The sequence below is a fragment of the bacterium genome (genome assembly GCA_023150945.1).
Classification (GTDB): Bacteria; Zhuqueibacterota; Zhuqueibacteria; order Zhuqueibacterales; family Zhuqueibacteraceae; genus Coneutiohabitans.
Map to the genome: position 1 here is coordinate 76387 of JAKLJX010000014.1, position 24316 is coordinate 100702.

Genomic DNA, 24316 nt, shown 5'->3' on the forward strand with positions numbered 1-24316 from the left:
TACTGATTTTCAGAAATTAGGAGGTGCATCCTGCGAATGAAGGCGCATGGAGTTTGGTCTGATTTTTGGAGCCTGTTGCTCGCATTTGTTGACTGGTACGACCTGATTGGAATACCTCGCAGCAACAACCAAGATGGCCCCGCATCAGGGTAAGGTGGGTAACACCAGTACTTGGAGGTGTCTGGCAAAATCTAGACGGCTAAACCATCCTTGAATCAACCAATAGTACGTTACCAACGTTCAGTTTGCTGACATGATGCTGCGATTTTTCGCAAAGCTTTCCCAATAATCAACTGGGCTTTTGAAATATCACAATAGTTCGTAAGGTTGTCTTCACTCTTGCCGTGAGGGGCTGGCCGACTGCTTGAATTTCACTTAAGGGGAATATTGTGTCTTGCCTTGTCAGAGTACCGGTCTGCAGTTAGTGCACAGGCATGAGGAGATGGAAGGCGAGGTCGCTGCGGTGCCATGCTCCTTGCTTCACACCGCTGACAAAGATCCTTACTCGCGCCAGGGCCGCTGAACAGAATACGGTGCGGGTAGACAACTAACTTCACCCCAAACGAAAAAGGCGAACAGCAAGAGACGATGTTCTGCCGTCTCCCGCTCTTCGCCTTTTGTCTACTGCCGGTGAAATTCTACCGCACCAGCACCAACTTCTTCACTGCCACTTGCTGGCCGGCTTGCAGACGATAGAAATAAACGCCCGCAGGCAGCGGCCGCCCGAAGCGATCGCTGCCGTTCCAGGTGATCTCCTGACGGCCGGCTTTGCCGCGCAGTTGTTCCAGCGCCGTGAAGCGCATGACTTCCTGGCCCATCAAATTGTAGATCAACAACTGGGCGGGTTTGCCATTGGCGCCGGTGCTGAAAGCCAGCCGAATGTTTTCGCGCTGCGGCGCAAAGGGATTGGGGTAGGCATCATACAAACCGAAGAACGTCGGCGTTTCGCCATTCTCCGCCACCGCGCTCGGAAAGCTCTGTTCTGCCGCCGTCACCGCCAGCGGGGTCTCCTGCCAGCTTTTGAATTGCTCCCCGGTCGCCACGGCATCGCCCACGTTGTCGAGATGGAAGGTGCTGAAATCAAAGCTGAACTGGCCTTGAATCTTTTGCCCGTCGACTTGCACGCCGAAATCGCCGAAGGATTTCTTGTCGCCGGTGTCGGCGGCATCAACCGCGCTGTTATCCTTGAAATACAGATTGCGAGTCGCGCCGATCTTGGGAACGGTGACCAACACCATCAAGCCGAAGGGATCGCCGGTCGCCGGCCGGTGCGAGGCCAGAAACCAGTTCACGCGTTCATCCACCACCGCCGTGTTGACACCGCCATCCGCCACGCCGTCCACGGTGATGCCGCCGGGATTTTGCGCATTGAAGAATTGCCGCGTCAGGCCGCCGCCATTTTCATTGAGATCGAGCGACTGGCGGATGTAGGTGATGCCAAAGGTCTCGGCATCCGCGCTGTCGATCTTGGCATTCTTGAAGATGATGCTGGAGGAATACGGAAAATACTGCATCTCGAATGAGAACGGCAGCTTGAGAAACGGCACGTTGAAGACGATGATCACCAGCGTGTCGGCCAGCAAACGATAGCCGCGCACCGGGCCGCTGGCAAAGCTCAGATTACCGAACTGCAGGTTGGTCTGTTCATCGATGGTGTAAGGCAGGCGGCCGATGATGGGCACGGTTGCCGAGCCGTTGACGCGCACCTTCAACCGGTCGATCAGATTGCCGGTGACGCCGCTGCTGCGCTTGATGGCCGTGAAATTCGGCAGGCCGTTGTTGGCATGGGCGACTTTGTAGGTGCGGCCGAACACCGTGTCGGTGCCGGCGGCGGCCGAGGGGCCGCGGTCATAGCTCAAATATCCACTCACGCTGGGCCGGTTGGTGACATTGCGGTACAAATAGACCCACGCTTGTTGGCCGGACGCGAGCGGATCATCCAGAGCCAGCTCGATGCGCGGATGCTGGCGCGCGCCGGCATCAGCGAGCCACTTGTCCGCAGGCGCACGATCACCGGCGTCGCCCGGCATGAACACCACCTCATCATTGAAATCGATGGGGCCGGTTTCATTGCCGAAGAAGCTGCCGTTGCTGTCGACTTTGTCGATCTGAAAAGGAATCGCAAGCCATTGATCGCCGGCAACACTGTAGCGGTAGGCCGTGAGAGAGTCAATCTCCAGGCCCAGCAACGCCGGGGTGTTGAAGGCGTCGAAGACGATGGGATCGAATTGGCGGGTGAGTGTTTTTTGCTGCGCCAGCAACGGCGCCGCAGCAAAACTGGCGAGAAGCACAGAAGCGAGTACCAACACTCCGAACTTCGAGCGAGTACGCATGAGGGAACCTCTCCTGATGAAATGAAAAATGGGGATCGCCTGCTTGGCGAAACGTGTTCCGCCTGCTGCGGCCGATTGGCCGAGTGGGGCGGCGCACTTCTCTCCCTGCAGGAGACCCGTGACCAAAACGCGCGTTGTGCTACCCTGACCCATTTTGCCAGAGAACATTTCCTTCCGTCATCATGCCCTCTGCCCTGCTGCGACTACCCCTCGCCCCTCCTGCAGCCATGCTGCTGCTACTGTCCCAGGCCCGCGGCTGACGCACTCTCACGAGGAAATGGTAGCCTCCGCTCCCACCGCCGCGGTAACCGGATCTGCGGCCCCGCCGTTGCCGGCCTGCATGCGGGCGTGCGCCTGCTGCAGCAACGCACGCGCAGCGGCGTGTTTGGCGTCTTCCTGCAGGCACTTGCGCGCCGCTTTGGCGGCGCGATCGAACCATCCGCTTTCGAAGTAATATTGCGCGACCATGAAATAGGCCTGGGGCAACTCGACTTTGGTGATCAGCTCGCGCATCACGTGGCGGCGGTCGAGGTTGGCACACTTGGCGACCAGCTTCTGATTTTCGATCAGAAAATCGAGTACCTGCGCGTTGTCCGAATGGCTGCGCACGAATTCCATCACCAGGCCGAGCCCCTCGTCGAAAATCTCATCGATGCGCTGGAGGTTGGCGTGCAACGCTTGAAAATGCGCCTCCCAGTTTTCCTTGTTGTGGGCATAGTGCGCCAGAATGTAGCGCAGTTCCCGCGCCACCATCACCTTGTGAAAGAGCAGGCCGACGTGATCGATGAAAGCGGTATCGGCATAGCCGGGCACCAGCTTGTGCCGGCTGCCTTTGGTGGCGGCTTCCTCCCGGCGCCGGAAAATGAGATGATGATCCTCTTTGATCTGGAACAGCGTTTCGCTGATCTCCTTGAGCACTTCGAAAGAGGGTGCCCGCCGGCTTCTCAAACGGGTGCGCCGCATCTCCTGATAAGCATGACAGGCCCGCAAATAGCCCTGAATCATGTTGCGCACCTTCCAATTTTTGACGCTGGCGAGATAGCTGCGCTGCGTCTTGCTTATCGCCATGAAAGTCCTCTTGTCCGCTTCACCCAACTTGTTCCTTCCCGTGAGGCCGGGAAGCTGCCGGGGGTAGTGGAACTGTATTCTTTCTTATTTTTGCTGGATCATAGCTTTCGGTCAGTCTTTGATATGCGGGCGGTTTGATATTCCGATTCGGCTTCAGCGCGGGGGTAATCGGTGCCGCCTGCTGCGGCGCCTCTGGCAGAGCCGAGCCTGCGGCTTGAGGTGGTTGTTGATCCTGCGGGCTCGGCGCATCCAATGCTTTCCCGGCCGCGACAACTGCGGCCGAAGTTTTGCTGTGATTTTCGCCTTCCATTTCTTCACTCCAAGAGTAAAATCCATACGCCACTGAAAACAAGACCAGCAGCACACCTGTACAAAGCATCATTCTGTATGCTGCAGCCAACCGTTTGAATTTTCGATTAGTCGTCACAAGATTCTGCTCATATGCCGTCTGATTTGCCTTTGCAAGTGTGTAGTAAATATCGATGAGTTCATTATCTTCAAAGAACTTTATCATCTCAACGGTCAATGGAATCTTTAATACTTCATGAACTTGATGGATGCTAAAAATGATGAACCAACTTGCGACTACTGAGGCTGTTAACAGCATTCCGATCAACATCAAGAGCCATTCAATCAGAGTATCAGGGGGCAGGAATCTGTCGATAGTCCATTTCAAAAAATATCCAGCGAGACCCAGCAAGAAAACAAGGGCAGTCAGATACAGCGATGCCTTTTGATCAACTCGGTTGAAACGATTTTGCTCCTCGAACAACAGTTTAATTGACAAATCATAAAGCTCCTTGTATTTTTCCATCATCCCGCCCTCCCAATGAGTCACAAAGAGTTTACCGTTCCCTCAACAGCGCATTGAACAAGAACCGGTACGTCGCCCGCATTTGCGCGCGGAACTGCGGCCGGAAGCCAAACAGCAGCACCCGCCCCTCTCCCAACGGCGCCTCCACCAGCGCGGCCTGCTCGCGCAAATACTCTTCGCCCTGCAGCCAACCGGAGAGCAGAAGTCCATGTGGCGGAAAAGTCAACACCGCCCTGCCCTTTTGCACACGAAATGCCGGGCCATTGGAAAAGAGCACCGCCACCTCGCGCGGCGCGCCATAGGCCAAAGGATGATCGCTGTCGGCAATCACCCGCAGCAGCGAACCGGGCGCATTCAGCTTGCCCCGCTCGAGACCGGCAGTCACGTCCGCCACCTGCAGCCAGAAGTGATTCAGCACCAGTTCACAAGCAGACTCAAGGGTGATCAACGTGCCACCGCCATCGACAAACTGCCGCAGCTTGCGAATGCCCAATTCACCGAGGCCTCCGGCGTATTCCGCCGGCATTTGCGTTGGACTGTGGCCGGCCTCAAGGGTACTGGCTTTTTGGTCGGGCAAGATAATCACCTCAAATGAATTTCGCAAGTCTCGCGCAAGCAGGTCGGCATTCGACAACGCAGTGTAGGCAAAGCCGTAGTCTTCCAGCACCCAGCGTGTCCATCCTTCATCCATGTTGGCCACCCAACTCTGATAGAGGCCAACGCGGCTGGCAGCCAGGGGCCGGCGCGGCAACGCCGGTGGTTGAGTGAGACCATAAAGTTCCACGGTACTCGGGCTGCCGTGCGGGCTGGCGAGGAGAGCATCATTACGCAACAAATCCCTTATCGCCCTGGCATTCTCTCCGCCTCCCACCAAAAACGTTCCGGCCGGCCAGGCGCGGTCGCCGGCCACGAATTCCTGCGCAACGGTTGCAACCGGCACGCCCTGCTTGAGCAGAGCATTGACAGCCCGATAGGAGGCCGTGTTGCGCCGGTCAAGCGCGAATAGGCCGGCCTCGGCCTCGCCGGTTACACGCACGCCGCCGGTGACCTCTGCCGGACGGCGCCGGCAATCCGGCATTTGTTCCACGGCAAAAACTTCCACGCCGAGAAAAAGCGGCAGAGTGTGCGCCGTCACATCGTAGGGCGCTTGCGGTTTGCCTTCGCGGCCAAGGATCTGGGGATACTCCTGCGTCGCGAGCAAGGCCTTGGCAAAACTGCCGAACGGTTGGCCGAGCGCCACGAGAAAATCGCCCTGGGTGAAGGGCGCACCGGCGGCGCGGAAATCCTCCTGGGCTTGATGAATTTCGACCAGACCGGTTTGCAGAATGCCGAGCAAATCCAACAAGCCTTGCGGATCGAACTGCCGGCGGGGAATCACATAAGCGCCGGCGCTCTGGCACGCTCTGCGCCTAACCTCAAACAAGCTGCGCAACCAAAACTCGCGCTGCTGCGCGGCATGTTGCAGGGCCGCTTTGGCGGCGGCCAGATCATATTCGACAATGTCGCGCAGGCGCCAGAGGCCACCGGGCCAGGGCGCCGGAAAATTCCATGAACGCTGGCGGGCATCATAGCCCAGGCCGGCGCGCAATTCGCCGGGCTTGATCGTGACCGGGCTGGCGAGCGCCGCGCTGGCGGTCTCGATCAACAAGCGCACGCCCGCGTGATAGTGCGGATAAGCCCGCGCCGGCGACCAGGCATCGAAAATGGCGTTGCTCACCACACCGGTTTTGCCCTGGGCGGTCAACACGCCTTGCACATGCAGGCCGAGCTGATTCACCAGCGCCACTTGCACCGGATCCACGTTGGGTTCGATCGGATCGAGATAAGGCGGCACGAACATGCGCGCGCCGGTGCCGCCCATCTGGTGCATGTCGAGCGTGAGGTGCGGATGCCAGAGGTTGTACAGCTTCGCGACGGTGAGGCGGGTTTCCTTTTGCGTGAACATGAACCAGTCGCGGTTGTTGTCGTGCCCGGCGTATTTGTGGTAAAGGCGCGGCAACTCGGCGCGCTCGAACGGCGTGCCGAGGTACTTGCGATACCACTCCACTACCAGCAATTGGCCGTCGGGATTGTGGCAGGGCAGCACGATCGTTATCACGTTTTGCCGGATTGCGCGGCCCGCGGGCGATTCGTCCGTCACCAAGTCATAAGCCAGCTCCGGCGACATCTGGGTGGCGCCCACCTCGGTCGCGTGAATGCTGCAATTGATCAACACCACACTGCGCGCCTGTGCCAACAGCTCGGCAGCCTCGCGCTCCGCGAGCGGCCGCGGGTCTGCCAAGCGCGCCTGCACCCGCTGCCAGCGTTCGAGCTGCGCGAGATTTTCCGGTGCGCTGATGAAGGCCACGTACAGATCATTGCCCTCGGTGGTCTGGCCCAGGTTCTGCATCTGCAGCCGGTCGGAGGCCGCATCCAACTGTTTGAAGTAGGCAATGATCTGATGATAATCCGCCAGCTTGTGATCGCTGCCCAGGCGAAAGCCAAAATAGGATTCCGGTGGCGTAATATGGTTGGCAGCGCCTTCGGCCAGCCGCGCGTTTGCCGGCCCGGCGAGCGGCAGCAGTGCCGGCAGAGCAAGCAAGAGCAGTATATAGCGGCGCAGCAACTTCGGCAATGACACAAATCCTCCGTGGCGGATTCGGCGTGCAGGCTCGGTAAAATTGCCGGCCAATGTCACGAATTTCACCTGCAAAGGCAAGAGGGAATTGGGGTTGACAATCCAGGGTTGAATCTCTATCTTGACCCGCAACGCAGCGCCCGGAGCGGCTGCATTGACACATGATGATTCAGGAAACGAATGCAACCCTGCCGCTTGGGAGCGATATGAAAACCAGTCTCGTCCTGCTCGCCGTGCTGGGCACCATCGTTTTTTTCAACACCTCCTGCCAGCGCAACAGCCTTCCACAAAAATCAAACTGGCGCGGAACCGCCGCGCTCGCCGACGGTCGCCAACTGACATTTCACCTGCACCTCGATCTCACCGCGGCGCCGCCTTCCGGCTACTTCATTGTCGGAAACGAAATCACGCCCATTCCGGAAATCGCGGCGGCCGGCGATTCGCTGTATTTCAACTTTTCAGAATACGGCGCGCAAATGCGGGCCCGGTGGCAGGATGACCGGCTGCAGGGTGAATATTTGCGCTTTCGCCGCGACACCACTTCCTTCACCTTCACCGCGACGCCGATAACGCCGGCGCAGCCCGCCCCGACGGCCCACCCCGGCGTGCCGCCCGTCGGCTCATACCGCGTCTATTTCGAGAGCGACAGTGCCAGCACCGCTACGTTTTGGGCAAAGGGTGATTCGATCTTCGGCACGATTATCGAACCCAGCGGCGACTACGGCCTGCTGGCGGGCACCCAGAACGAGAAGCGTGTGCAGCTCCATCGCTTCACCGGCTGGCAGGCGATGATGATCGAGCTGGAACAAGCCCAGGGCGATTGGGCCGGCACGCTTTACGTGCGCGCGGAAAAGCCCTCCCATTTCAGACTGAAACCGCTGCGCGAATCATCGGCTGCAACTCAGCGCGCGCCGCAGACTTTCATGAAAAACCCGGCAGCGCCTTTCCACTTCAGCGGCGTGACGCTGGCAGGCGATTCGGTCACCAGCACGGAGGCGCGTTTTCAGGGCAAGGCGTTGCTGATCGACATCATGGGAAGCTGGTGCCACAATTGCATGGATGCCGCGCCGTTGCTGCAGCAACTCCATGCCGAATTTCACGACGCCGGGCTGGAGGTGGTGTCGCTGGCCTTCGAAATCAAAGATGATTTTGCGGCGGCGCAGAAGAATCTCGGCCTGTTTCAACGGCGCTACGGCCTCACCTTCCCAATTCTGTTTTGCGGCAGCACCGCCGAGGCCAACGTGCAGGCGCGCCTCAAAAGCCATATCGCAGGATTCCGCGGCTACCCCACTACGATCTTCGTCGGCCGCGACGGCCTGGTGCATGCGATCCACTCCGGTTTCCACGGCCCGGGCACCGGCGAGAGGTTTCAACAGCAGATTCAAGAGTATTATGAGACGGTGAAGGAGTTGTTGCAGGGTGAGGGAAGCAGGCAGGGGCTTTCGAGCAGGTGATGGGGGGGAGAATGTCAAACGCTCGGGCGGTAGTGGTTCGGAATATTCCTGTGTCTGTCCGAGAAATGTTCAGCCTTGGCTGAGCCAAGGCTTTGGCAGGATTCCACTGAGTCCAAATCCAACCTCCGGCGGGTATCCCACGGCCCAGCCGCGAGGAGTCTGGCTGGAAAGACATCCAGTTTTCGGACGACCGTTACTCTGGAGTGAATCGTCAAGAATCAGGGGTAAAAAATGCTCGAACTCTCCCTCCGCTTCGAATCCGACGAAAAAGACCAAGACTCCCCCATCGGCGTCTCTCTGTTTCGTCCCGACACCGGCACTTCAACCCAACTCGCTGAATTCGAGCCCCCGCTCGATGACGCCGTGCTCGCAGACTTGCGATGGTATTTGGAAACCTTCTCCGTTTGGCCCACCGGCCCGGATTATATTCGCGCCACGAACATCGAAGCCAAGCTCGAAGACTGGGGACGCAGCTTGTTGGAAAGCGCCACCCGCGAGCGCGAGGCCGCGCAGCTCTGGCAGCAATTTCTCGATAGCGACGGCGAAAGCAAACTCGTCACCATCGACGCCACCGATCCGCGCGTGTTGCGTCTGCCGTGGGAATTGCTCGCCGATGAAGGCGGCCATCTCTTTCCGCGCGGCTTGAGCGTGCGCCGGCGCTTGCGCAAAACCACCGCGACGCCCACCAAGCCCTTCAGCCTGCCGGTGCGCGTGTTGATGGTCATCTCCCGTCCCGAAGAAGCCGGCTTCATCGACCCGCGCGCCGACGCCCTCGCTCTGCTCGAGGCTTTGGACGGCCTCGGCAACGCCGCCGAAGTCGAATTTCTTTATCCGCCCACGCTCGCGGCTTTGACCAAGCGCCTGCGCGATAAAAACGCCCCGGCCATTCACGTGGTGCATTTTGACGGCCACGGCGTGTACGACGCCCGCCTCGGACTCGGCCATCTGCTCTTTGAAAATGACACGCACCATGAAGATCGCGTCGATGCCAATCGTCTCGGCACCCTGCTTTCCGATTGCAAAGTGCCGCTCATGGTGCTGAGCGCCTGCCAAAGCGCCATGCAAAAGGAAACCAACCCCTACGCCAGCGTGGCAGCGCGGCTCATTCGCTCCGGCGTCGGCAGCGTGCTGGCGATGAACTACTCGGTGTTGGTCGCCGCCACCAAAAAATTTGTCGCCGCTTTTTACGCGGGCCTCGCCAGCGCCAAAACCATCGGCCAGGCCGTGGAAGAAGGCCGCGTCGCCCTGCATGCCGACGAAGACCGCCACACCTTCACCCGGCGCAATGAAGAAGGCGAGCTGGTGGAAGAAACCGTGCGCCTGCGCGATTGGTTTCTGCCCGCGCTTTATCAGCAAGCCAGCGATCCGGTGGTTTTCGCGCCGCAGTCTCAACCTGCTGCGATAGCCGCGCCCAAAACCATGCCGCCAGCATTGACCAATCCCAATCTCCCCGGCGGTTTGCCGGCTGCCTCGAAATATGGCTTTCATGGCCGCAGCCGCGAGCTGCTGCAGCTCGAGCGCGCCTTTGCCAAACATGCCATCGTGGTGCTGCACGGCTTTGGCGGCATGGGCAAAACCACTTTGGCCGCTGAGGCCGGACGCTGGCTCTATCGCACGCGTCGCTTCCCCGGTGGCGCCGCGTTTGTGAGCTTTGAGCACGGCGGCTCATTGCAGCAACTGTGCTCGTGGGTGGGACAAGCCGTGAGCGGCGATCCCGATTTTGTGATCGGCGACGGCGACCCGGTGGCCCGCATTGCCCGCCTGTTGCAGGAAAAACCGGCGCTGGTGATTCTCGATAACTTTGAATCCGTGCTCGGCCGCAGCCCGCTGATGCCCGCTGAAGAATTGAAAGCCGTGCTCGATGCCGTGTGTTTGTGGGCAACCAGTAACGTCACTCCCGCGAAAGCGGGAGTCTCTCCGCACGGCTCGCGACTTTTGATCACCACCCGCGATACTAATTTCAATGACAGCCGCTTCAGCCCCTCGCAAGCGTGCCGGCATGTTGCTCTGCAAGGATTGGCGCCCCACGACGCGCTGGAATTAGCTGCCGTGGTCTTGGAAACCAACGGCATTGACCGCGCGAAAGTGAGCCGGCAAGATTTGCAGGATTTGATGGAGCGCTTGGGCGGCCACCCGCTGTCGCTGAATTTGGTGCTGCCGCATTTGCAGAAACACACCGCCGCCGAGCTTTCCGCCCGCTTTGAAGCGCTGCTGCCCGGCTTCAAAGAAGGCGCGGCCAAAGAGCGCAATGAGAGCTTGGAAGTCTCCTTGCAATTTTCTCTGCAACGTTTGGGAGAAGCGACCCGCGCCGCTTTGCCCGACTTGGCGGTTTTTCAAGGCGGGGCGATGGAAAATAGTATTATCCCTATTACACAGATGAACGAAGAACTGTGGCAAAAGGCACGAAAAGAGTTGGAACAAGCAGCATTGTTAATAGTAGAGAACCTGCCTAACTTGAGAGATCCATACTTACGTTTTCACCCCACGTTGCTACCCTATTTGGAGACCCAACTTCCTGAAACGCGTCGGGTAGAATTAGAGGAGCGTTATTGGCGCGTTTATCGAAGCGCTGCTGAGGCATTGTACGAACTCGACACCAAATATCCGCGCGAAGCCCGTGCCATCGCTGTACGTGAACTACCAAACCTGCTGCACGCCATTCGGCTAGCTATGACCGCCAGAGAACTTGACACAGTGGTGGATTTTGCTTATAGGATTGCAAAATTTCTAGATGGTTTTGGCCGGTGGCGTGAGCGCGACTTCATGATGAAGACGATCGAACAATTGGCTAATGAACAAATGAAGGGAGTAGCCACTGATGAAGGAAAGCTGAGCCGAACGGAATATTTAATGATGCTAAACCAAGGCGATGCATTATTACAACAAGGCTTTGCAGCTAATGCAGAACAAGCTTTTCATAAGCTATTAAAATGGTTGGAAAGTAGTATAACCACTAGTGAAACGGCCTATTATAGAGCTACTACATATGCTAAACTGGGTCGTTGTTTGGGCATACAAGGTCGTGCTATTGATGCAATAGAATGGCATATCAAAGCGATACGATGGTTCGAACCCCTAAGTAAGACTGATAAAAACGCGTGCAAAATGCTGGGTACAATATGTGCAGACTTGGCTGCAGATCTAACTGACCTAGGGCGATTTGAAGAGGCACAACAAGTATTTAATAGCGGACTTGAAATTTCTAAAAAGATTGAGGACCATGCTCAAGTAGCTGTTACAATAGGTCAAATGGGTACTTTAGCTTTGCAGCAAAACCATTTGGCTGAGGCAAAAGGGTTATATACCGAAGCACTGGAACGATTTCAGAAGCTGACTGATTTGGAAAATGAATCTGCTATGTGGCACCAACTTGGCAGGGTTGCAGAAGAAGCTGGAGATTGGGATGAAGCAGAACGCTATTACCGAGAGGCCGTACGTCTAAAAGAGCAAATTGGCGGCGATTTACTCTCTTTAGCGTTAACCTATAATAATCTTGGTAGAGTAGCAAATGCTGCTAGGCGTATAAAAGATGCTGAACGCTGGTATTTACGGACGATCGAGTTAAGTGAAAAAATAAAAAACCCTAAGTTGCTGGCAGGCACATTCATTAATCTTGCTGATCTCTATCTTTCCCAAGACCTACTCAACGAAGCAGAGCAGTATACCAAACGCGCGATAGCCATCATGGAGACAATTGATCTATCCATTGAACCTTGGAGAATCAACAATTTACTCGCGAGAATCGCCCAGGCCAAAGGTAATGCCCGAGAAACAACACAGTGATAGCGCAAAAGCACAAAATAGCTTTTTGCCTACCACGGCGCAGTATACCAACTCCCCAATGGGCGCCGGCGTTCATTCAAACCGTTGCCGCCGCCGCGCAGGGCAATGCCAACGCCAAAAGCGAAGTGGGAAAAATTTTGCCCCAACTCGAAGCAGGAGGTTGGCAAAATTTGGTTGCCGCCATCCGGCGCATGCTGGCAGGTGAGAACGATTTTGATAAGCTTCGCACCGAACTTGATCATCAAGATGCCTACATCGTCCGCCGCATCCTCGCGGCATTATCCGGTGAACCTGCACCAAGCGAACGCGCCATGCCAACCGGCGAGGCAACGGCACAGCAAGAAGAAAGCGAAGACGAAGCGCAAGGCATAACCCTAGATGATCTGCTCAAATTCGTCGCCCTCGCCTGCCAGCCGAACGCGCCGCCGCAACTCGTCGAACAAATGCGCGACCTCGCGCAAAGCCTGCAATCACCCAAAGCGCCGCCGGAAATGCACGCCCTCGGCCGCGTCCTCGCCGCCCTTCTCTCCGGCGAGCGCAACCCCGAGCTCTCCGCCCTCCCGCCGGAGCTGGCGAGCAAAATTCGGGAGCATTTGGCAGCGTTGCTGTAATGTTGGGGAAGAGAGCAAGAAGCGACGACTCCGAAGGAGTCAAATGTTCATGGCTCGGCAGGCCTCAGATGCCTCATGAACTCCGAAGGAGAGACATGTTGCTGGTCATCGTAAATGTGAAACCGTGCACTTGTTCATCGCATACACACATTTCACTCCTTCGGAGTTTCCAACGAGGTGAGGGGCTTTTGCTTTGAACATTTCATCCCTGATGGGATTGGCGACGCCGAATGCCGGCAAGTGACGCTCGACTGGGGCGGAAGGATTCTCAAAATCTGAAGGTAGCGGTGTGCTCAACTTGCGCTTCGCCTGGTCAAGTTGCCGCGATTTGATGAATCTCCGCCAAGACGCCCTCCGCCCACTCCTTGTCCTTCAAGATATCATGCTCGTCGGTTTCGATCACGAAGATGCGATGATGCGCGGCGGCGCGCTTGATCCAGCGCTCGTAGGCAATGTTCAACTGCGCCAGGTATTCCTTGTCGATGTTTTGCTCGTAATCGCGGCCGCGATGGCGAATCCGGCTGATCAGCGTCCAGATCGAGGCGCGCAGATAAACGATGACCGCGGGCGGCTGCAGCGCCTGTGAAATGGATTGATACAAATCCAGATAGCAGGCAAAATCGCGTTCCTGCATCAAGCCGCGGTCAAAGAGATTTTGTGCAAAGATCTCGGCGTCTTCGTAGATCGTGCGGTCCTGCACGCAAATTGTCTTGCTGATCTGGATGCGCAAATGATCCTTCAAGCGCTCCTTCAAAAAGAAGAGCTGGGAATGAAACGCCCAGCGGCTCATGTCCTTGTAAAAATCGGCGAGATAGGGGTTGTGCACTTCCTTCTCGAAGAAAACCGTCCAGCCGAAGTGCTCCGCGAGAATCCGGGTCAATGTGGTTTTGCCCACGCCGATGTTGCCGGCGATGGCAACAAAGGCATTGCGTTTGGCATCGAGTTTTTGCATAGAAGACCGTCAGGCGGCTAGGGATCGCAACCACCTCCGGCGATGACGAATCAGCGCCGGCAAAGCCAGGGCAGGGCATCGCACACGTGGCCTGCTCCTGCAAGAGATTCACTGCCGTGGTGACGACCGGCAAACGCACACGCTGCTGCAGCGCGCATGCAAAGCAGAATCACGACCAGGCCAGCTCCACGCGCAAATCGTTGAGCATTATAAGCAATTCCCACCAAAACGCAAGCGCTTTGTAGAATCAACACTGCCGGGCCTGGGCACTGGCGCAACCGCGCGCCGGCGGCGAATTCGCTGCAAACCTTTTGCTCCCGGCCTTGTCTATTCTGACGGCTTATGACCGAAACCGAAGAAAGACTCATCCGGCGCGCCCAGCAGGGCCAGGTCGCAGCCTTCGAGCAACTGGTGGCGTTGCACGACCGCCAGGTGTTGAAGCTGGCCTACAACATGCTGGGCCACCAGCAGGATGCGGAGGACGTGTATCAGGAGATCTTCCTGCTCGTCTTTCGCAAGATTTCCTCTTTTCGGTTCGAAAGCGAGTTTTCCACCTGGCTGTACCGCCTGGTGGTGAACACCTGCATCAATTATCGAAAGAAACGCAGCCGGAATCGTTTGTTCCCGCTGGCAACCGCGCCGATGGATCAGGAAGAAGCGGCGGCCGGCCCGGAGACTGTGGATCGGGAAATCGATCCGGAACGCGCCGCGCTCAACCGCGAGCTGGGCGAACAAATCACCAGCGCGATTGCGGACCTTTCAGAGCAACAACGCGCCGTGTTCGTCCTGCGCCACTTTCACGGCCACAAGCTGCAGGACATTGCGGCCATTCTCGAGTGCGCGGAAGGCACGGTGAAGAATTATCTCTTTCGCGCGACGCAACATTTGCAGCGCCGCCTGCGGCCATACTATGAGGATTCGCGATGAGCTTGCCCGAACACCTGCACCAGCTTTTGCTGCTGTATGACAGCAACGAATTGACGCCGCTGCAACGCCAGCAAGTAGAGGAGCTGCTGCAAACCGATCCCGAGGCGCAGCAAGAACTGGCGGCGCTGCGCGCCCTGCAGCGCCGGTTGCAGGCAACGAAACCGTATGAGCCGGAGGCTGCCACGCTGCAGCGCTTGCGCCGGCAATTACACCGTCGGCTGGAAGCAGCACCGGCCCGGGCCCGCTGGCGGCCACGCCTGGTGGAATTTCTGCTCGGCAGTGACCGGCCGCTGTGGCGCCTGGGTTTCGCAGCGGCGATGCTGGTGCTCGGCCTGGGGCTGGGCCGGCAGTTCTTTACGCGCACCACCGTGGTGACGCTGCCGCCGGCCGCCGGCGCCGCTTTCACCACCGAGCCGGTGATCACCGGCAACTCGGCGATCGTGCCGCAACTGGCAAATGTGCATCGCATCCATCTCGATCCCGCCACCGGCGAGATTGAAATCGCATTCAGCACGGTGAACAATGTCATCTTGCGCGGCACGATGGCAGATCCGGCGATTCGCCAGGTGCTGGCGCACACCATGCGCGCGCAGGAGCAGGCGGGATTGCGGCTGAAGGCGGTGCGTGCCATCGACGAAGCTGCCGCCCAGCCGGCCGCGGCCGCGCAGGATGAGGAGCTTACCCAGGCCCTGTTGCAGGTGCTGGTGCATGATGCCAACGACGGCGTACGGCTGAAAGCCATTGACGCACTCAAGAATTTTGCACCGACGCCGGAGATCAAGTCCGCGTTGATCCAAGCCTTGCTGCGCGACGCCAATCCCGCGGTGCGGATTGCGGCCTTGTCGGCGCTGAGCCGGACGCCGGTCGAAGCGCCGGAAGCCTCGGCGCTCGAGGCTGCCGCGGCCATCGACTCGAATGCCTTCATTCGCATGGAAGCAAAACGATTGCTGCAAAGCTTGCAGGCAGAACGATTGTAAGCCGCTGCTCTCGGGGTCTCCGGAGGCCCGGGAAGAAGCCGGCAGCATTACCTTCACAACGACATTTGAACGACGATACAATTCAGGGAGACATACTCATGTCAAGCAGAACATTGCACTTCATTGGAAGGTTCAGCGGTTTGGCGGTGATGATTCTTCTGGCGGTGATGGTCGAGTATTCGCCGGCGCAGGAAATTCGTCAGGAGGGCCGGCGCTATGTCGCCGAAATCAAAAAGGAATTCAAAGCCGGGCCGCAGGGCACGCTCGAAATCCGCGACGTCACCGGCGATGTTACCGTCAGCACGGTGGCGCAAAACACGGTGACGATTTTCGAAACCGTGAGCATGGAAGTCTTCACAATGGAAGAAGCTAGACAGGTTCTAAAAGTCTGCCAGGATTCCTATTCGCAAAGCGGTGAGTTCATTCGGGTCGATGGCCGGGAGCGGCCGCGGCGTTCGAGTGAATCCCAGTTTCGCGTCACCGTACCCAGCCGTTTCAACGTGGACATCAGCACGAGCGGTGGTGATTTGACCATTCGGCAACTCATGGGCAATGCCACGCTACGCACCTCCGGTGGAGACATCGAGCTGGCGGAGACCGGCGGCGAGGTGAACGCCACCACCTCCGGCGGCGATGTGGTGGTGCGTGACGCCGGCGGCCGCGTCGCGGTGAAAACCTCCGGCGGCGACTTGCGACTGGAGCGCATCAACGGCATCCTGGACGGCCGCACCTCCGGCGGCAGCATTTCCCTGCGCGTCGCCAGCCAGACGGTCGATCTGCGCACCAGCGGCGGCGACATCGACATCTTCGAAGTGAATGGCAACGTCACCGCCAGCACCTCGGGTGGTGATGTCAACGTCGAAAACACCGCCGGCAGCGTCGAGGTCAGCACCTCCGGCGGCGACATCGTGTTGCGCAACATCAAAGGTGAAATCAAGGCCGCCACTTCGGGTGGTGACGTGCGCGCCACGACCCTGCTCAGTGCGGCGCGGCTGCGCACTTCCGGAGGCGACATCGAAGTGCGCGATCTGAAAGCGAGTCTGGAGGCCGCAACCTCCGGCGGCGAAGTCGGAGTGGAAATGACGCTGGCGGATTTCAGCAAGCCGCATGACCTCACGCTCAGCAGCAGCGGCGGCAGCATCGAACTGACCATTCCGGAAAAGCTGCCGGCGCGCATCCAGGCGGAGATTCAACTCGACGAAAGCTGGCGCTTCGGCGACCGCTATGACATCGAATCCGACTTTCCGCTGCGCATCGAGCGCAATGAAGCCGGTGAGCGCGGCGGCCGCTTCGTGCGCGGCGCGGGCGAGATCAACGGCGGCGGCGATGCGATCACGCTGAAAACCAGCGCCGGCAACATCATCATCCGCAAAGGCCGCACGCCTTGATTCCTCCCTGCCCTTCGTGAAATCAAACCAGCCGGCAGCCGCTTGACTGCCGGCTTTTTTGTTGTGAAATTCTGCTTGTGAATGTGGCACGCCGGCGGTATTCTGTTGCCCGATTGCGGGATCATCAGCGCAGGCACACAGCGAGCCGCAAGCAAGTGGGCAGCGGCCGCAAGCTCGTCACGAACGGCATTGGTGTCGATGCGCGGCTGAATGCTCCTGCCCAAGCCGCGCAGATTTCACTCTCACGCATAGGGCGGGTTCAAACCCATGAAACCACCGGTCGCACAACTCACAGAATCGTTCACCGAGTCAGTCATTCGCGAAATGACGCGCTTGACGCTGCTGCACGGCGGGGTCAATCTCTCGCAGGGCTTTCCGGATTTTCCCGCGCCCACCGCGGTGAAGGAGGCCGCGGTCGCGGCGATTCGCGCGGATATCAATCAATACGCCATCACTTGGGGCGCGGCGAAATTGCGCGAGGCCATCGCGGAGAAAGCGGCGCGCTACAACCGCCTGCAGGTCGATCCGGTGAAAAACGTGACGGTGACCTGCGGCTCCACCGAGGCCATGATTGCCACGTTGCTGGCGCTGATCAATCCCGGCGATGAAGTGATCATCTTCGAGCCGTTCTATGAGAATTACGGCCCCGATGCCCTGCTCGCGGCCGCGCAGCCGCGTTTCGTCAAATTGCATCCACCGGATTGGCACTTTGACGAGGGCGAGTTGCGCCGCGCTTTCAACCGGCATACCCGCGCCATTATCATCAACACGCCCAACAACCCCACCGGCAAGATTTTCTCCCGCCACGAGTTGGAATTCATTGCCGGCCTCTGCCAAACGTGGGACGCGTTTGCCCTCACCGATGAAATCTACGAACACATTCTGTATGAGGGCGCCGCGCATCTCAGCCTCGCCAGCCTGCCAGGCATGGCGGAGCGCACGATCACGATCAACGCCATTTCGAAAACCTACAGTCTGACCGGCTGGCGGGTGGGCTGGGCGATCGCGCCGGAGAAGCAGACCAGCGCAATTCGCAAAGTGCATGATTTCCTCACCGTCGGCGCGCCGGCGCCGTTGCAGGAGGCGGCCGCGGTCGCGCTGCGGTTCGAGGAAGACTACTACCGGAACCTGGCGGCGCTTTATCAGCAGAAACGCGACCGGCTGCTGGGCATTTTGCAGGCCACCGGCTTTGAGTGCTGGATTCCGCAAGGCGCATACTACATCATGGCAGACGCCGGCAGGCTCATGCAGAAGACCGGCCACCGCAATGACAATGATTTCGCGCGCTGGATGATTCGTGAAATCGGCGTGGCCGCGGTGCCGGGCTCCAGTTTCTATCAGCGCCCGGAAGAGGGCCGCACGCGGGTGCGGTTTTGTTTCTGCAAGAAAGAAGAAACACTCGCTGCGGCTGAGGCCCGGCTGCGCCGCCTCTGCGATTGAAAGCGACGGCCGATTCATTTTTTCAAAACAAAAACCCCGCGCCGATGATTGCACCGGCGCGGGGTTTTTTATTGCCACGATGGGACGGACGGGATCAGCGCTTCTGCTTCTGGTTCCTGCTTCGGTTGGGCGGCACGGTCTTGCCGCCGTTATCCGCGGGAATCGAATCATACAACAAATAGCGCTCGCGTTTGGCACGATACTCCTTGAGCGCAGGTTCCCAGGAGAGATAAATCGTGGCGGGTGAGTCGCCGCGCAGCAGGCGCAACCGCACCGAATCGGTTCCCATGGCCTGATCAAAGCTCTTCACGCGCGCGGGATTGAAGATGTTCTGTTCGGGATACAATTTGTAAAGCGTGGCCAGAATGTAAAGCTGAGTCAACATCGGCCGGAAGATCTGCGGCGCAACGATGTGCATCTGCACGCCGGAGAGCGGCATGTCTTTGTGGCCGAAGTAATAGGGCCGGTAATGCAACGGCCGGAAGAGCACACCCGGCAATTTCTCGGCGTTCAACGCGGCCGCCAGCTTCGCGCCGTCGATCCAGGTGTGGCCGATCAGCTCGAACGGCAGGGTGTAGCCGACGCCTTCATTCACCGCGGACAATTCACCCATGCAGCCGGTGGCGGCGATGTGATAAACCGTTTGCGCATGCGGCACGTGCGGCGAAGTCGGCACCCACGGCAAGCCGGTCTCCGCGAACATCATGTAACGCCGCCAACCCCGCATCGGCACGACGGTGAGCTGCGTACCGAATTGATATTCTTGATTGAAATACTGCGCCAGCTCGCCGACGGTCAAACCGTAAATGTAGGGAATCGGATAGAGTCCGATGAAGGATTTGAAATTTTCCTCCAATACCGGACCTTCGATGAGATCGCCGCCGAGCGGGTTGGGGCGATCGAGCACGATGAAGGGAATACCTTGCCGGGCCGCCGCCTGCATCGACAACGCCATGGTGTAGATGTAGGTGTAGGCGCGCGAGCCGATGTCCTGAATATCATAGATGAGAACTTCGATATCCTTGAGCATTTCCGGCGTTGGCGCGCGATTCTTGCCATAGAGCGAATAGACCGGCACACCGGTGCGCGTATCGATCGTATCGACCACATATTCGCCCGCGAAAATGTCGCCGCGCACGCCATGTTCCGGCCCGAACAGGGCAGCGAGCGTCACGCCGGGTTGTGCGCTCAAGGCATCGATGGTCGACACGAGTTGTGAGGTCACGCCCGTGGGATTGGTGATCAAGCCGACCCGCTTGCCTTTGATCAAATCGAGTTGTTCCGTCAGCAAAACTTCGACTCCGGGTTTGACCTGGGCGTGCAGAACAAGCGGCAGGAGAAGGAGAAACGAGAGCAGCTTCGTACGAGTCTGGGCAAAGCTCGGATGGAGGTGCATGTCAGTTCCAGGGATGAGAGTGGTCGCGGGCGAGAATGGTCTGTTTGATTTCCGCCGGCGCAGTTGGAGATTTCATTTTGCCGCGATTGCCCGCGCGTGCGCACAAGACTGCGCCCGCTGGTGTGAGGCGATGAATTTTCCCGCGGCGCGTTCAGAGTTTCTTGCGATAGCGCCAGAACACGCGGGTGATGTGGGCGTCGGCATAGTGCAGATAGAACGCATAAGGCCCGACCCACGGAATGATGGCGCGGCGGTGGCCCTGCGCCTTGATATCGGCGAGGCAACGCAGCAGCAGCACGCCGCCGAGATTCTTGCCGCGATAATCCGGGTCGGTTCCCATCGGCCCGAACCAGCCGGTGTTTTGGTTGTTGCCGTCGTGGGCCGAGAAGGCCGCGACTTTCTTTTGATGCAACGCCAGATGCAGGCTGATGGGGTAGTTGGAGAGCGCCCGCTCGACTTCCGGAATCCATGCCGGCCAGTGCCGCGCGAGCAGCGCCATGACGTCGTCCCAATCCGCCATCAATGCCCGGCGGATTTCGAAGCCGGCCGCGCGCAGCCGCTCCTCTTCATTTTTGGTTTCGAAGCTGCGTGCGGACAAATCGACTTCCATGTTGGCGGTGTCGCCGAAGCGTTCATAGCCCTGGCGCTCGAAGAAGGCCAAAGTTTCAGTGTAGCGCGGGTCGATGCCGGGCACAAGATAATTGGGATTGCTGTCGAACACGCGAATGGTCTGCACGCCGGCGGCGCGCAGAGTCTGTTCAATGGCGTGCAGCAGCGCTTTGCCCACGCCGCGGCGGCGCACGCTGGGATCGACCGCCAGCAGCTTGATGAAGCCCAGGCCTTCCCTCACCAGGTGGCGCTGCACGCCCATGATCAGGCCCACCGGCCGCCTCTCCTGCTCGGCCAGCAAAACCAGCTCCGGGTCATAGTCAGGGTCTTCGGAAATTTTTTCATCGAGCAGCTCGGGTGTCATCTGGTCGAAGTGGGCGCTGCGATTCCAGATGGCGAGCGCCGCTTCCAGATCGGACTCTTGCAACGGCCGGAGGTTCATGGACATTCGTCCTCAGAAGGTTCGATGCAGGCGCTCATGGAGCCTTTGCAGTGGGGAATGCGCCAATCGGCGCCATAGGCGTGGATTTGATCGCGCTTCAGCTCGGCGCGTTCGAGGGTGGTGGTGTCGACGATCACGCGGCCGGCGGCGTCGACTTCGCATGCCAGCAGGAACGCCTGCTCGCGGTTGTGACGGAAAAGCTGCATCAACATCTCGATGACATAATCGTAGGTGTGCTCATCGTCATCGAGCAGGATGACGTGATAGCGGGGAATGAGCTGGGGGCGTGCGTGCGCTTGTTTCTGGTGTTTGCGTGTCGGGCTGATGACTTCCATAAAAAGAAAAAGCATAATTCCGCGTCACGGAACTACGCTCCTCGTTGCGGGACGAATCGTGTGTCACCGCTCGCTGCGGCGTTCTTTTTTGAGGGCGTTGATTTCGTCGCGCAGGCGCGCGGCGTCTTCATAGCGTTCATCCTCGACCGCCTTTTGCAGATCCTCGGTCAAGCGTTCCATGCGATCCATCGGCCGGTGCTCTTCGGCACGCTCGGTATCCTTGTCGGAAACCGAAGCTTTCTTCATCACTTCATCGGAGACGAAGATCGGGGCTTGCGTGCGCAAGGCCAGCGCAATGGCGTCGCTGGGCCGGGCATCCACTTCCACGTGTTGGCCGTTGAGCTTGACTCCCACGATGGCATAGTAGGTGTTTTCGCGCAGATCATTGATGACGACCCGCGACACGCGCGCTTCGATGGAATCCAGCAGGCTTTTCATCAAATCATGCGTGAGCGGGCGGGGCGGAATGATATTCTCCATCTGCAGGGCAATCGCCTGGGCTTCCGAGGAACCGACCACGATCGGCAGCCAACGGCTGTGCACGTCATCCTTGAGAATGACGACAAAACGATTGGCGGTCGTATCCAGCGTCACGCGGTCAACTCGAACGGATATTAACATGCGACTGAACCTTCTGAGCCGTGCAGGAAGTGTTACAATTATGACATGAAGGGCGAAGAATAACTGCGCTGAGGTCGTCATTTCGTCGCGCAATCGACGCGCAATAATAGAAAAATAAACCAAAACTGTCAAGCGAAATAACGGCAGTTTTGCGCCGAAAAAACAGAGAAAAGCGCGATTGCAGCAGACCAATCAGCTCGCGCCTCAATGAGGCCTCGCGTGCGAAGATCTCCCTCGCCCCGTGCACGGTGACGCCGCCTGCAGGTTACGAGGCGTTGACACGGCCGGTCTCTGGTCGCGGCGACCGAAGCCGCCACGACCAGAGACGGCGGTTCAGCTAGAGATTCCGCAGCAGAAACTCCGTCATCAGGTTGTAAAGATGCACCTGGGTGTCGCGGCCGCCGATGCCGTGGTCTTTGCGCGGATAGACCATCAGTTCGAACGGCTTGCGCGCATCTTGCAAGGCCAGCGCCAGTTGCATCGCATTGGCGAGATGAACGTTGTCGTCATTGGCACCGTGCACCAGCAGCAATTTGCCCTTGAGATTGCCGGCATATTTCACCGGTGCGCTGCGCTCATAGCCCGCGGGATTTTGCGCCGGCGTGAGCATATAGCGCTCGGTGTAGATGGTGTCGTAATTGCGCCAATCGGTGACCGGCGCCACGCTCACCGCCGCCTTGAACACCTCGCTGCCCTGCAGCAGGCAAAGGGCGGACATGTAGCCGCCATAGCTCCAACCCCAGATGCCGATGCGGCTGGCATCGACGTAAGGCTGCTGCGCCAGCCACTTGGCTGCCGCGATCTGATCCGTGGTTTCCAGCTCGCCGAGATTCTTGTAGGTCTGCATCATGAACTGCTTGCCGCGGCCGCCGGTGCCGCGGTTATCGACCGAGACCACCAGATAGCCCTGTTGCGCCATCATCTGATGCCAATAGCCGCGACTGCCGCCCCAGCGATTCAACACCGTCTGCGAACCCGGGCCGCCGTACACATACATGAGCACCGGATATTTTTTGGCGGGATCGAAATCCGGCGGCTTGATCATCCAATAATGCAGCATCACGTTCGCGGCGGTGGTCAACGTGCCGAATTCCATCGGTGGAAGCCGGTAGTCGCGCCGCGCCGGAATGTCATTGGCCTCGATCACCTCGATGAGGCTGCCGTCGCTTTTGTGCAGCACGGCTTGCGTGGGCGTGGTGACATTGGAGAAATTGTCAAAATAGTAACCGGCCGAGGGTGACATGTTGATGAGATGCCAGCCCTCGCGCGTGGTCAGCCGCTGCAGCCCCGCGCCGTCCGCTTTGATCCGGTAGAGATGGGATTCCAGGTGGCTCTTTTCCGTGGCGCTGAAGTAGACCGTTTTGTTCCTTTCATCCACGCCTTCGAGCTTGGTGACGCTCCACGCTCCGCGCGTGAGCTGGCGCACGACCTTGCCGTTCATGTCATACAAATAGAGATGGGGCCAGCCGTCGCGCCAAGACAGCCACAGCAATTGCTTGCCGCCCGCCAGAAACTGCCAGTCATCATGAATATCAACCCAGCCGTTGTCCTCCTTTTCTATGAACAGCAGCCGGGTGGCGCCAGTGGCGGCGTCGGCAATCAGAAACTCGAGGTGATTCTGGATGCGATTCAGACGCAGCACCGCCAATTCCCGGCTGTACGGCAGCCATTTGATGCGCGGGATGTAGAGGTCCGTTTCCGCGCCCAGGTCAATCCAGCGCGTGCCGCCGTTGGTGCCTGCCACGTCCACCACGCCGATCTTGACCAGCGAGTTCCGGTCACCCGCTTTGGGATAGCGCATCGGCTCATAGACATTGTGCACCGGGATGAAATCCACCAGCGGAAAGACATTCACCTCGCGCTCATCGAGTTGATAGTAGGCGATCTGCCGGCTGTCCGGCGACCAGAAGAAGCCGGTGCGAATGCTGAATTCCTCTTCATAGACCCAGTCGAACCGGCCGACCAGAATGTGTTCTTCGCCCTCGTTCGTGAGTTGACGCACGCTGCCGCTGGCCAGGTCATGCACCATCAGGTTGTGGTTCTTCAGATAGGCGATCTGGCGGCCGTCCGGAGCGAATTGCGGATCGCGCTCTTCGGCCTCGTCGTTGGTGAGTTGTCGCGTGCTTCCCGAGGCCAGGTCATAGAGATAAAGATCATTGTTCGAAGGCAGCAGGATGCTTTTGCCGTCCGGCGACCAAAAGTAGTTGCCGAGCACGAAGCGCTTCTCCTGCTTTTGTTCCGCCAGAATCGCGACCTTCTTGGAATCGAGCAAAATGCTTCTTTGCTTGCTGGCGGGATCGTAACGCCAGATGTTGAGCGTGCCCTCTTCGCTGCGCCGGAAATAAGTGAAGGCCTTGCCATCCGGGGTCCATTGCACGGCGCTGGGCAGGGTGCCGCTCAGCTCGCGGGTGCCGAAGATGGTTTCAACGCTGAGTTGCTTTTGCGCCGGACTGACGGCCGGCAACAAGCAAATGGCCAGGATGGCGGCCAGCCAAACGGTGCTTCGTTTCGCATGCAACACATGAGCCTCCTTCATTCTGAGATACGGG

General features: G+C 58.6%; 17 protein-coding genes. 7 read left to right on the forward strand and 10 right to left on the reverse strand.

The window, feature by feature from the left end:
* Window positions 1-638 precede the first annotated feature (638 nt).
* The 4 genes from L6R21_17940 to L6R21_17955 all read right to left on the reverse strand — a co-directional run bounded on the left by L6R21_17940 (window position 639) and on the right by L6R21_17955 (window position 6835).
* Window positions 639-2333, reverse strand: coding sequence for a T9SS type A sorting domain-containing protein (locus L6R21_17940; GenBank protein ID MCK6561082.1), 1695 nt, complete (start codon window positions 2331-2333; stop codon window positions 639-641).
* A gap of 267 nt (window positions 2334-2600) precedes the next feature.
* A complete protein-coding gene (locus L6R21_17945; protein ID MCK6561083.1) occupies window positions 2601-3401 on the reverse strand; it encodes a hypothetical protein in 801 nt (266 codons plus the stop codon).
* Window positions 3402-3420: 19 nt separating this feature from the next.
* Window positions 3421-4218, reverse strand: a complete 798-nt coding sequence (locus L6R21_17950) for a hypothetical protein (protein ID MCK6561084.1) — start codon at window positions 4216-4218, stop codon at window positions 3421-3423.
* Between the two features lie 28 nt (window positions 4219-4246).
* The gene (locus L6R21_17955) at window positions 4247-6835 is read right to left on the reverse strand and encodes a hypothetical protein (GenBank protein ID MCK6561085.1); all 2589 of its coding nucleotides are present in this window, start codon (window positions 6833-6835) and stop codon (window positions 4247-4249) included.
* A gap of 203 nt (window positions 6836-7038) precedes the next feature.
* Here L6R21_17955 and L6R21_17960 point away from each other — a divergent pair, with 203 nt between their 5' ends.
* The 3 genes from L6R21_17960 to L6R21_17970 all read left to right on the forward strand — a co-directional run bounded on the left by L6R21_17960 (window position 7039) and on the right by L6R21_17970 (window position 12680).
* Window positions 7039-8286, forward strand: coding sequence for a TlpA family protein disulfide reductase (locus L6R21_17960; GenBank protein ID MCK6561086.1), 1248 nt, complete (start codon window positions 7039-7041; stop codon window positions 8284-8286).
* A gap of 231 nt (window positions 8287-8517) precedes the next feature.
* Window positions 8518-12069, forward strand: a complete 3552-nt coding sequence (locus tag L6R21_17965; protein MCK6561087.1) for a tetratricopeptide repeat protein — start codon at window positions 8518-8520, stop codon at window positions 12067-12069.
* Between the two features lie 137 nt (window positions 12070-12206).
* A complete protein-coding gene (locus tag L6R21_17970) occupies window positions 12207-12680 on the forward strand; it encodes a hypothetical protein (protein MCK6561088.1) in 474 nt (157 codons plus the stop codon).
* Between the two features lie 313 nt (window positions 12681-12993).
* On the opposite strand, the gene L6R21_17975 is transcribed toward L6R21_17970, so the two are convergent.
* A complete protein-coding gene (locus tag L6R21_17975) occupies window positions 12994-13632 on the reverse strand; it encodes a deoxynucleoside kinase (GenBank protein ID MCK6561089.1) in 639 nt (212 codons plus the stop codon).
* 342 nt (window positions 13633-13974) lie between these two features.
* Between L6R21_17975 and L6R21_17980 the strand changes: the two genes are divergently transcribed.
* The 4 genes from L6R21_17980 (at window position 13975) to L6R21_17995 (ending at window position 18364) form a co-directional block, all read left to right on the forward strand.
* Complete coding sequence (locus tag L6R21_17980) at window positions 13975-14559, forward strand: sigma-70 family RNA polymerase sigma factor (protein ID MCK6561090.1); 585 nt, start codon at window positions 13975-13977, stop codon at window positions 14557-14559.
* Window positions 14556-15536: a HEAT repeat domain-containing protein gene (locus tag L6R21_17985; protein MCK6561091.1), complete on the forward strand. Its 981-nt coding sequence runs from the start codon at window positions 14556-14558 to the stop codon at window positions 15534-15536. The genes L6R21_17980 and L6R21_17985 overlap by 4 nt, the downstream gene beginning before the upstream one ends.
* Before the next feature lie 98 nt (window positions 15537-15634).
* Window positions 15635-16924 carry a DUF4097 domain-containing protein gene (locus L6R21_17990; protein ID MCK6561092.1) on the forward strand — a complete coding sequence of 430 codons (1290 nt, stop codon included), beginning with the start codon at window positions 15635-15637 and terminating at the stop codon, window positions 16922-16924.
* A gap of 267 nt (window positions 16925-17191) precedes the next feature.
* The gene (locus L6R21_17995; GenBank protein MCK6561093.1) at window positions 17192-18364 is read left to right on the forward strand and encodes an aminotransferase class I/II-fold pyridoxal phosphate-dependent enzyme; all 1173 of its coding nucleotides are present in this window, start codon (window positions 17192-17194) and stop codon (window positions 18362-18364) included.
* Window positions 18365-18458: 94 nt separating this feature from the next.
* Here the strand turns inward: L6R21_17995 and L6R21_18000 are convergent, their stop codons facing one another.
* From L6R21_18000 to L6R21_18020, 5 genes are all read right to left on the reverse strand, one after another.
* The gene (locus L6R21_18000; protein ID MCK6561094.1) at window positions 18459-19760 is read right to left on the reverse strand and encodes a DUF1343 domain-containing protein; all 1302 of its coding nucleotides are present in this window, start codon (window positions 19758-19760) and stop codon (window positions 18459-18461) included.
* Between the two features lie 151 nt (window positions 19761-19911).
* A complete protein-coding gene (locus L6R21_18005) occupies window positions 19912-20817 on the reverse strand; it encodes a GNAT family N-acetyltransferase (protein ID MCK6561095.1) in 906 nt (301 codons plus the stop codon).
* On the reverse strand, window positions 20808-21161 hold the full coding sequence (locus L6R21_18010) for an ATP-dependent Clp protease adaptor ClpS (GenBank protein ID MCK6561096.1): 354 nt from the start codon (window positions 21159-21161) through the stop codon (window positions 20808-20810). The genes L6R21_18005 and L6R21_18010 overlap by 10 nt, the downstream gene beginning before the upstream one ends.
* Before the next feature lie 48 nt (window positions 21162-21209).
* Window positions 21210-21767 (reverse strand): DUF151 domain-containing protein, encoded by a 558-nt coding sequence (locus tag L6R21_18015; protein MCK6561097.1) that lies wholly within the window; start codon window positions 21765-21767, stop codon window positions 21210-21212.
* A 337-nt stretch (window positions 21768-22104) separates the two neighbouring features.
* Window positions 22105-24285, reverse strand: coding sequence for a DPP IV N-terminal domain-containing protein (locus tag L6R21_18020; protein ID MCK6561098.1), 2181 nt, complete (start codon window positions 24283-24285; stop codon window positions 22105-22107).
* Window positions 24286-24316: the final 31 nt, after the last annotated feature.

Excerpts from the sequence above, each read along its gene's own strand:
- L6R21_17940 (MCK6561082.1), bottom strand. The coding sequence starts at position 2,333 with ATGCGTACTCGCTCGAAGTTCGGAGTGTTGGTACTCGCTTCTGTGCTT.
- L6R21_17945 (MCK6561083.1), bottom strand. The coding sequence starts at position 3,401 with ATGGCGATAAGCAAGACGCAGCGCAGCTATCTCGCCAGCGTCAAAAAT.
- L6R21_17950 (MCK6561084.1), bottom strand. The coding sequence starts at position 4,218 with ATGATGGAAAAATACAAGGAGCTTTATGATTTGTCAATTAAACTGTTG.
- L6R21_17960 (MCK6561086.1), top strand. The coding sequence starts at position 7,039 with ATGAAAACCAGTCTCGTCCTGCTCGCCGTGCTGGGCACCATCGTTTTT.
- L6R21_17965 (MCK6561087.1), top strand. The coding sequence starts at position 8,518 with ATGCTCGAACTCTCCCTCCGCTTCGAATCCGACGAAAAAGACCAAGAC.
- L6R21_17975 (MCK6561089.1), bottom strand. The coding sequence starts at position 13,632 with ATGCAAAAACTCGATGCCAAACGCAATGCCTTTGTTGCCATCGCCGGC.
- L6R21_17980 (MCK6561090.1), top strand. The coding sequence starts at position 13,975 with ATGACCGAAACCGAAGAAAGACTCATCCGGCGCGCCCAGCAGGGCCAG.
- L6R21_17985 (MCK6561091.1), top strand. The coding sequence starts at position 14,556 with ATGAGCTTGCCCGAACACCTGCACCAGCTTTTGCTGCTGTATGACAGC.
- L6R21_17990 (MCK6561092.1), top strand. The coding sequence starts at position 15,635 with ATGTCAAGCAGAACATTGCACTTCATTGGAAGGTTCAGCGGTTTGGCG.
- L6R21_17995 (MCK6561093.1), top strand. The coding sequence starts at position 17,192 with ATGAAACCACCGGTCGCACAACTCACAGAATCGTTCACCGAGTCAGTC.
- L6R21_18000 (MCK6561094.1), bottom strand. The coding sequence starts at position 19,760 with ATGCACCTCCATCCGAGCTTTGCCCAGACTCGTACGAAGCTGCTCTCG.
- L6R21_18005 (MCK6561095.1), bottom strand. The coding sequence starts at position 20,817 with ATGTCCATGAACCTCCGGCCGTTGCAAGAGTCCGATCTGGAAGCGGCG.
- L6R21_18010 (MCK6561096.1), bottom strand. The coding sequence starts at position 21,161 with ATGCTTTTTCTTTTTATGGAAGTCATCAGCCCGACACGCAAACACCAG.
- L6R21_18015 (MCK6561097.1), bottom strand. The coding sequence starts at position 21,767 with ATGTTAATATCCGTTCGAGTTGACCGCGTGACGCTGGATACGACCGCC.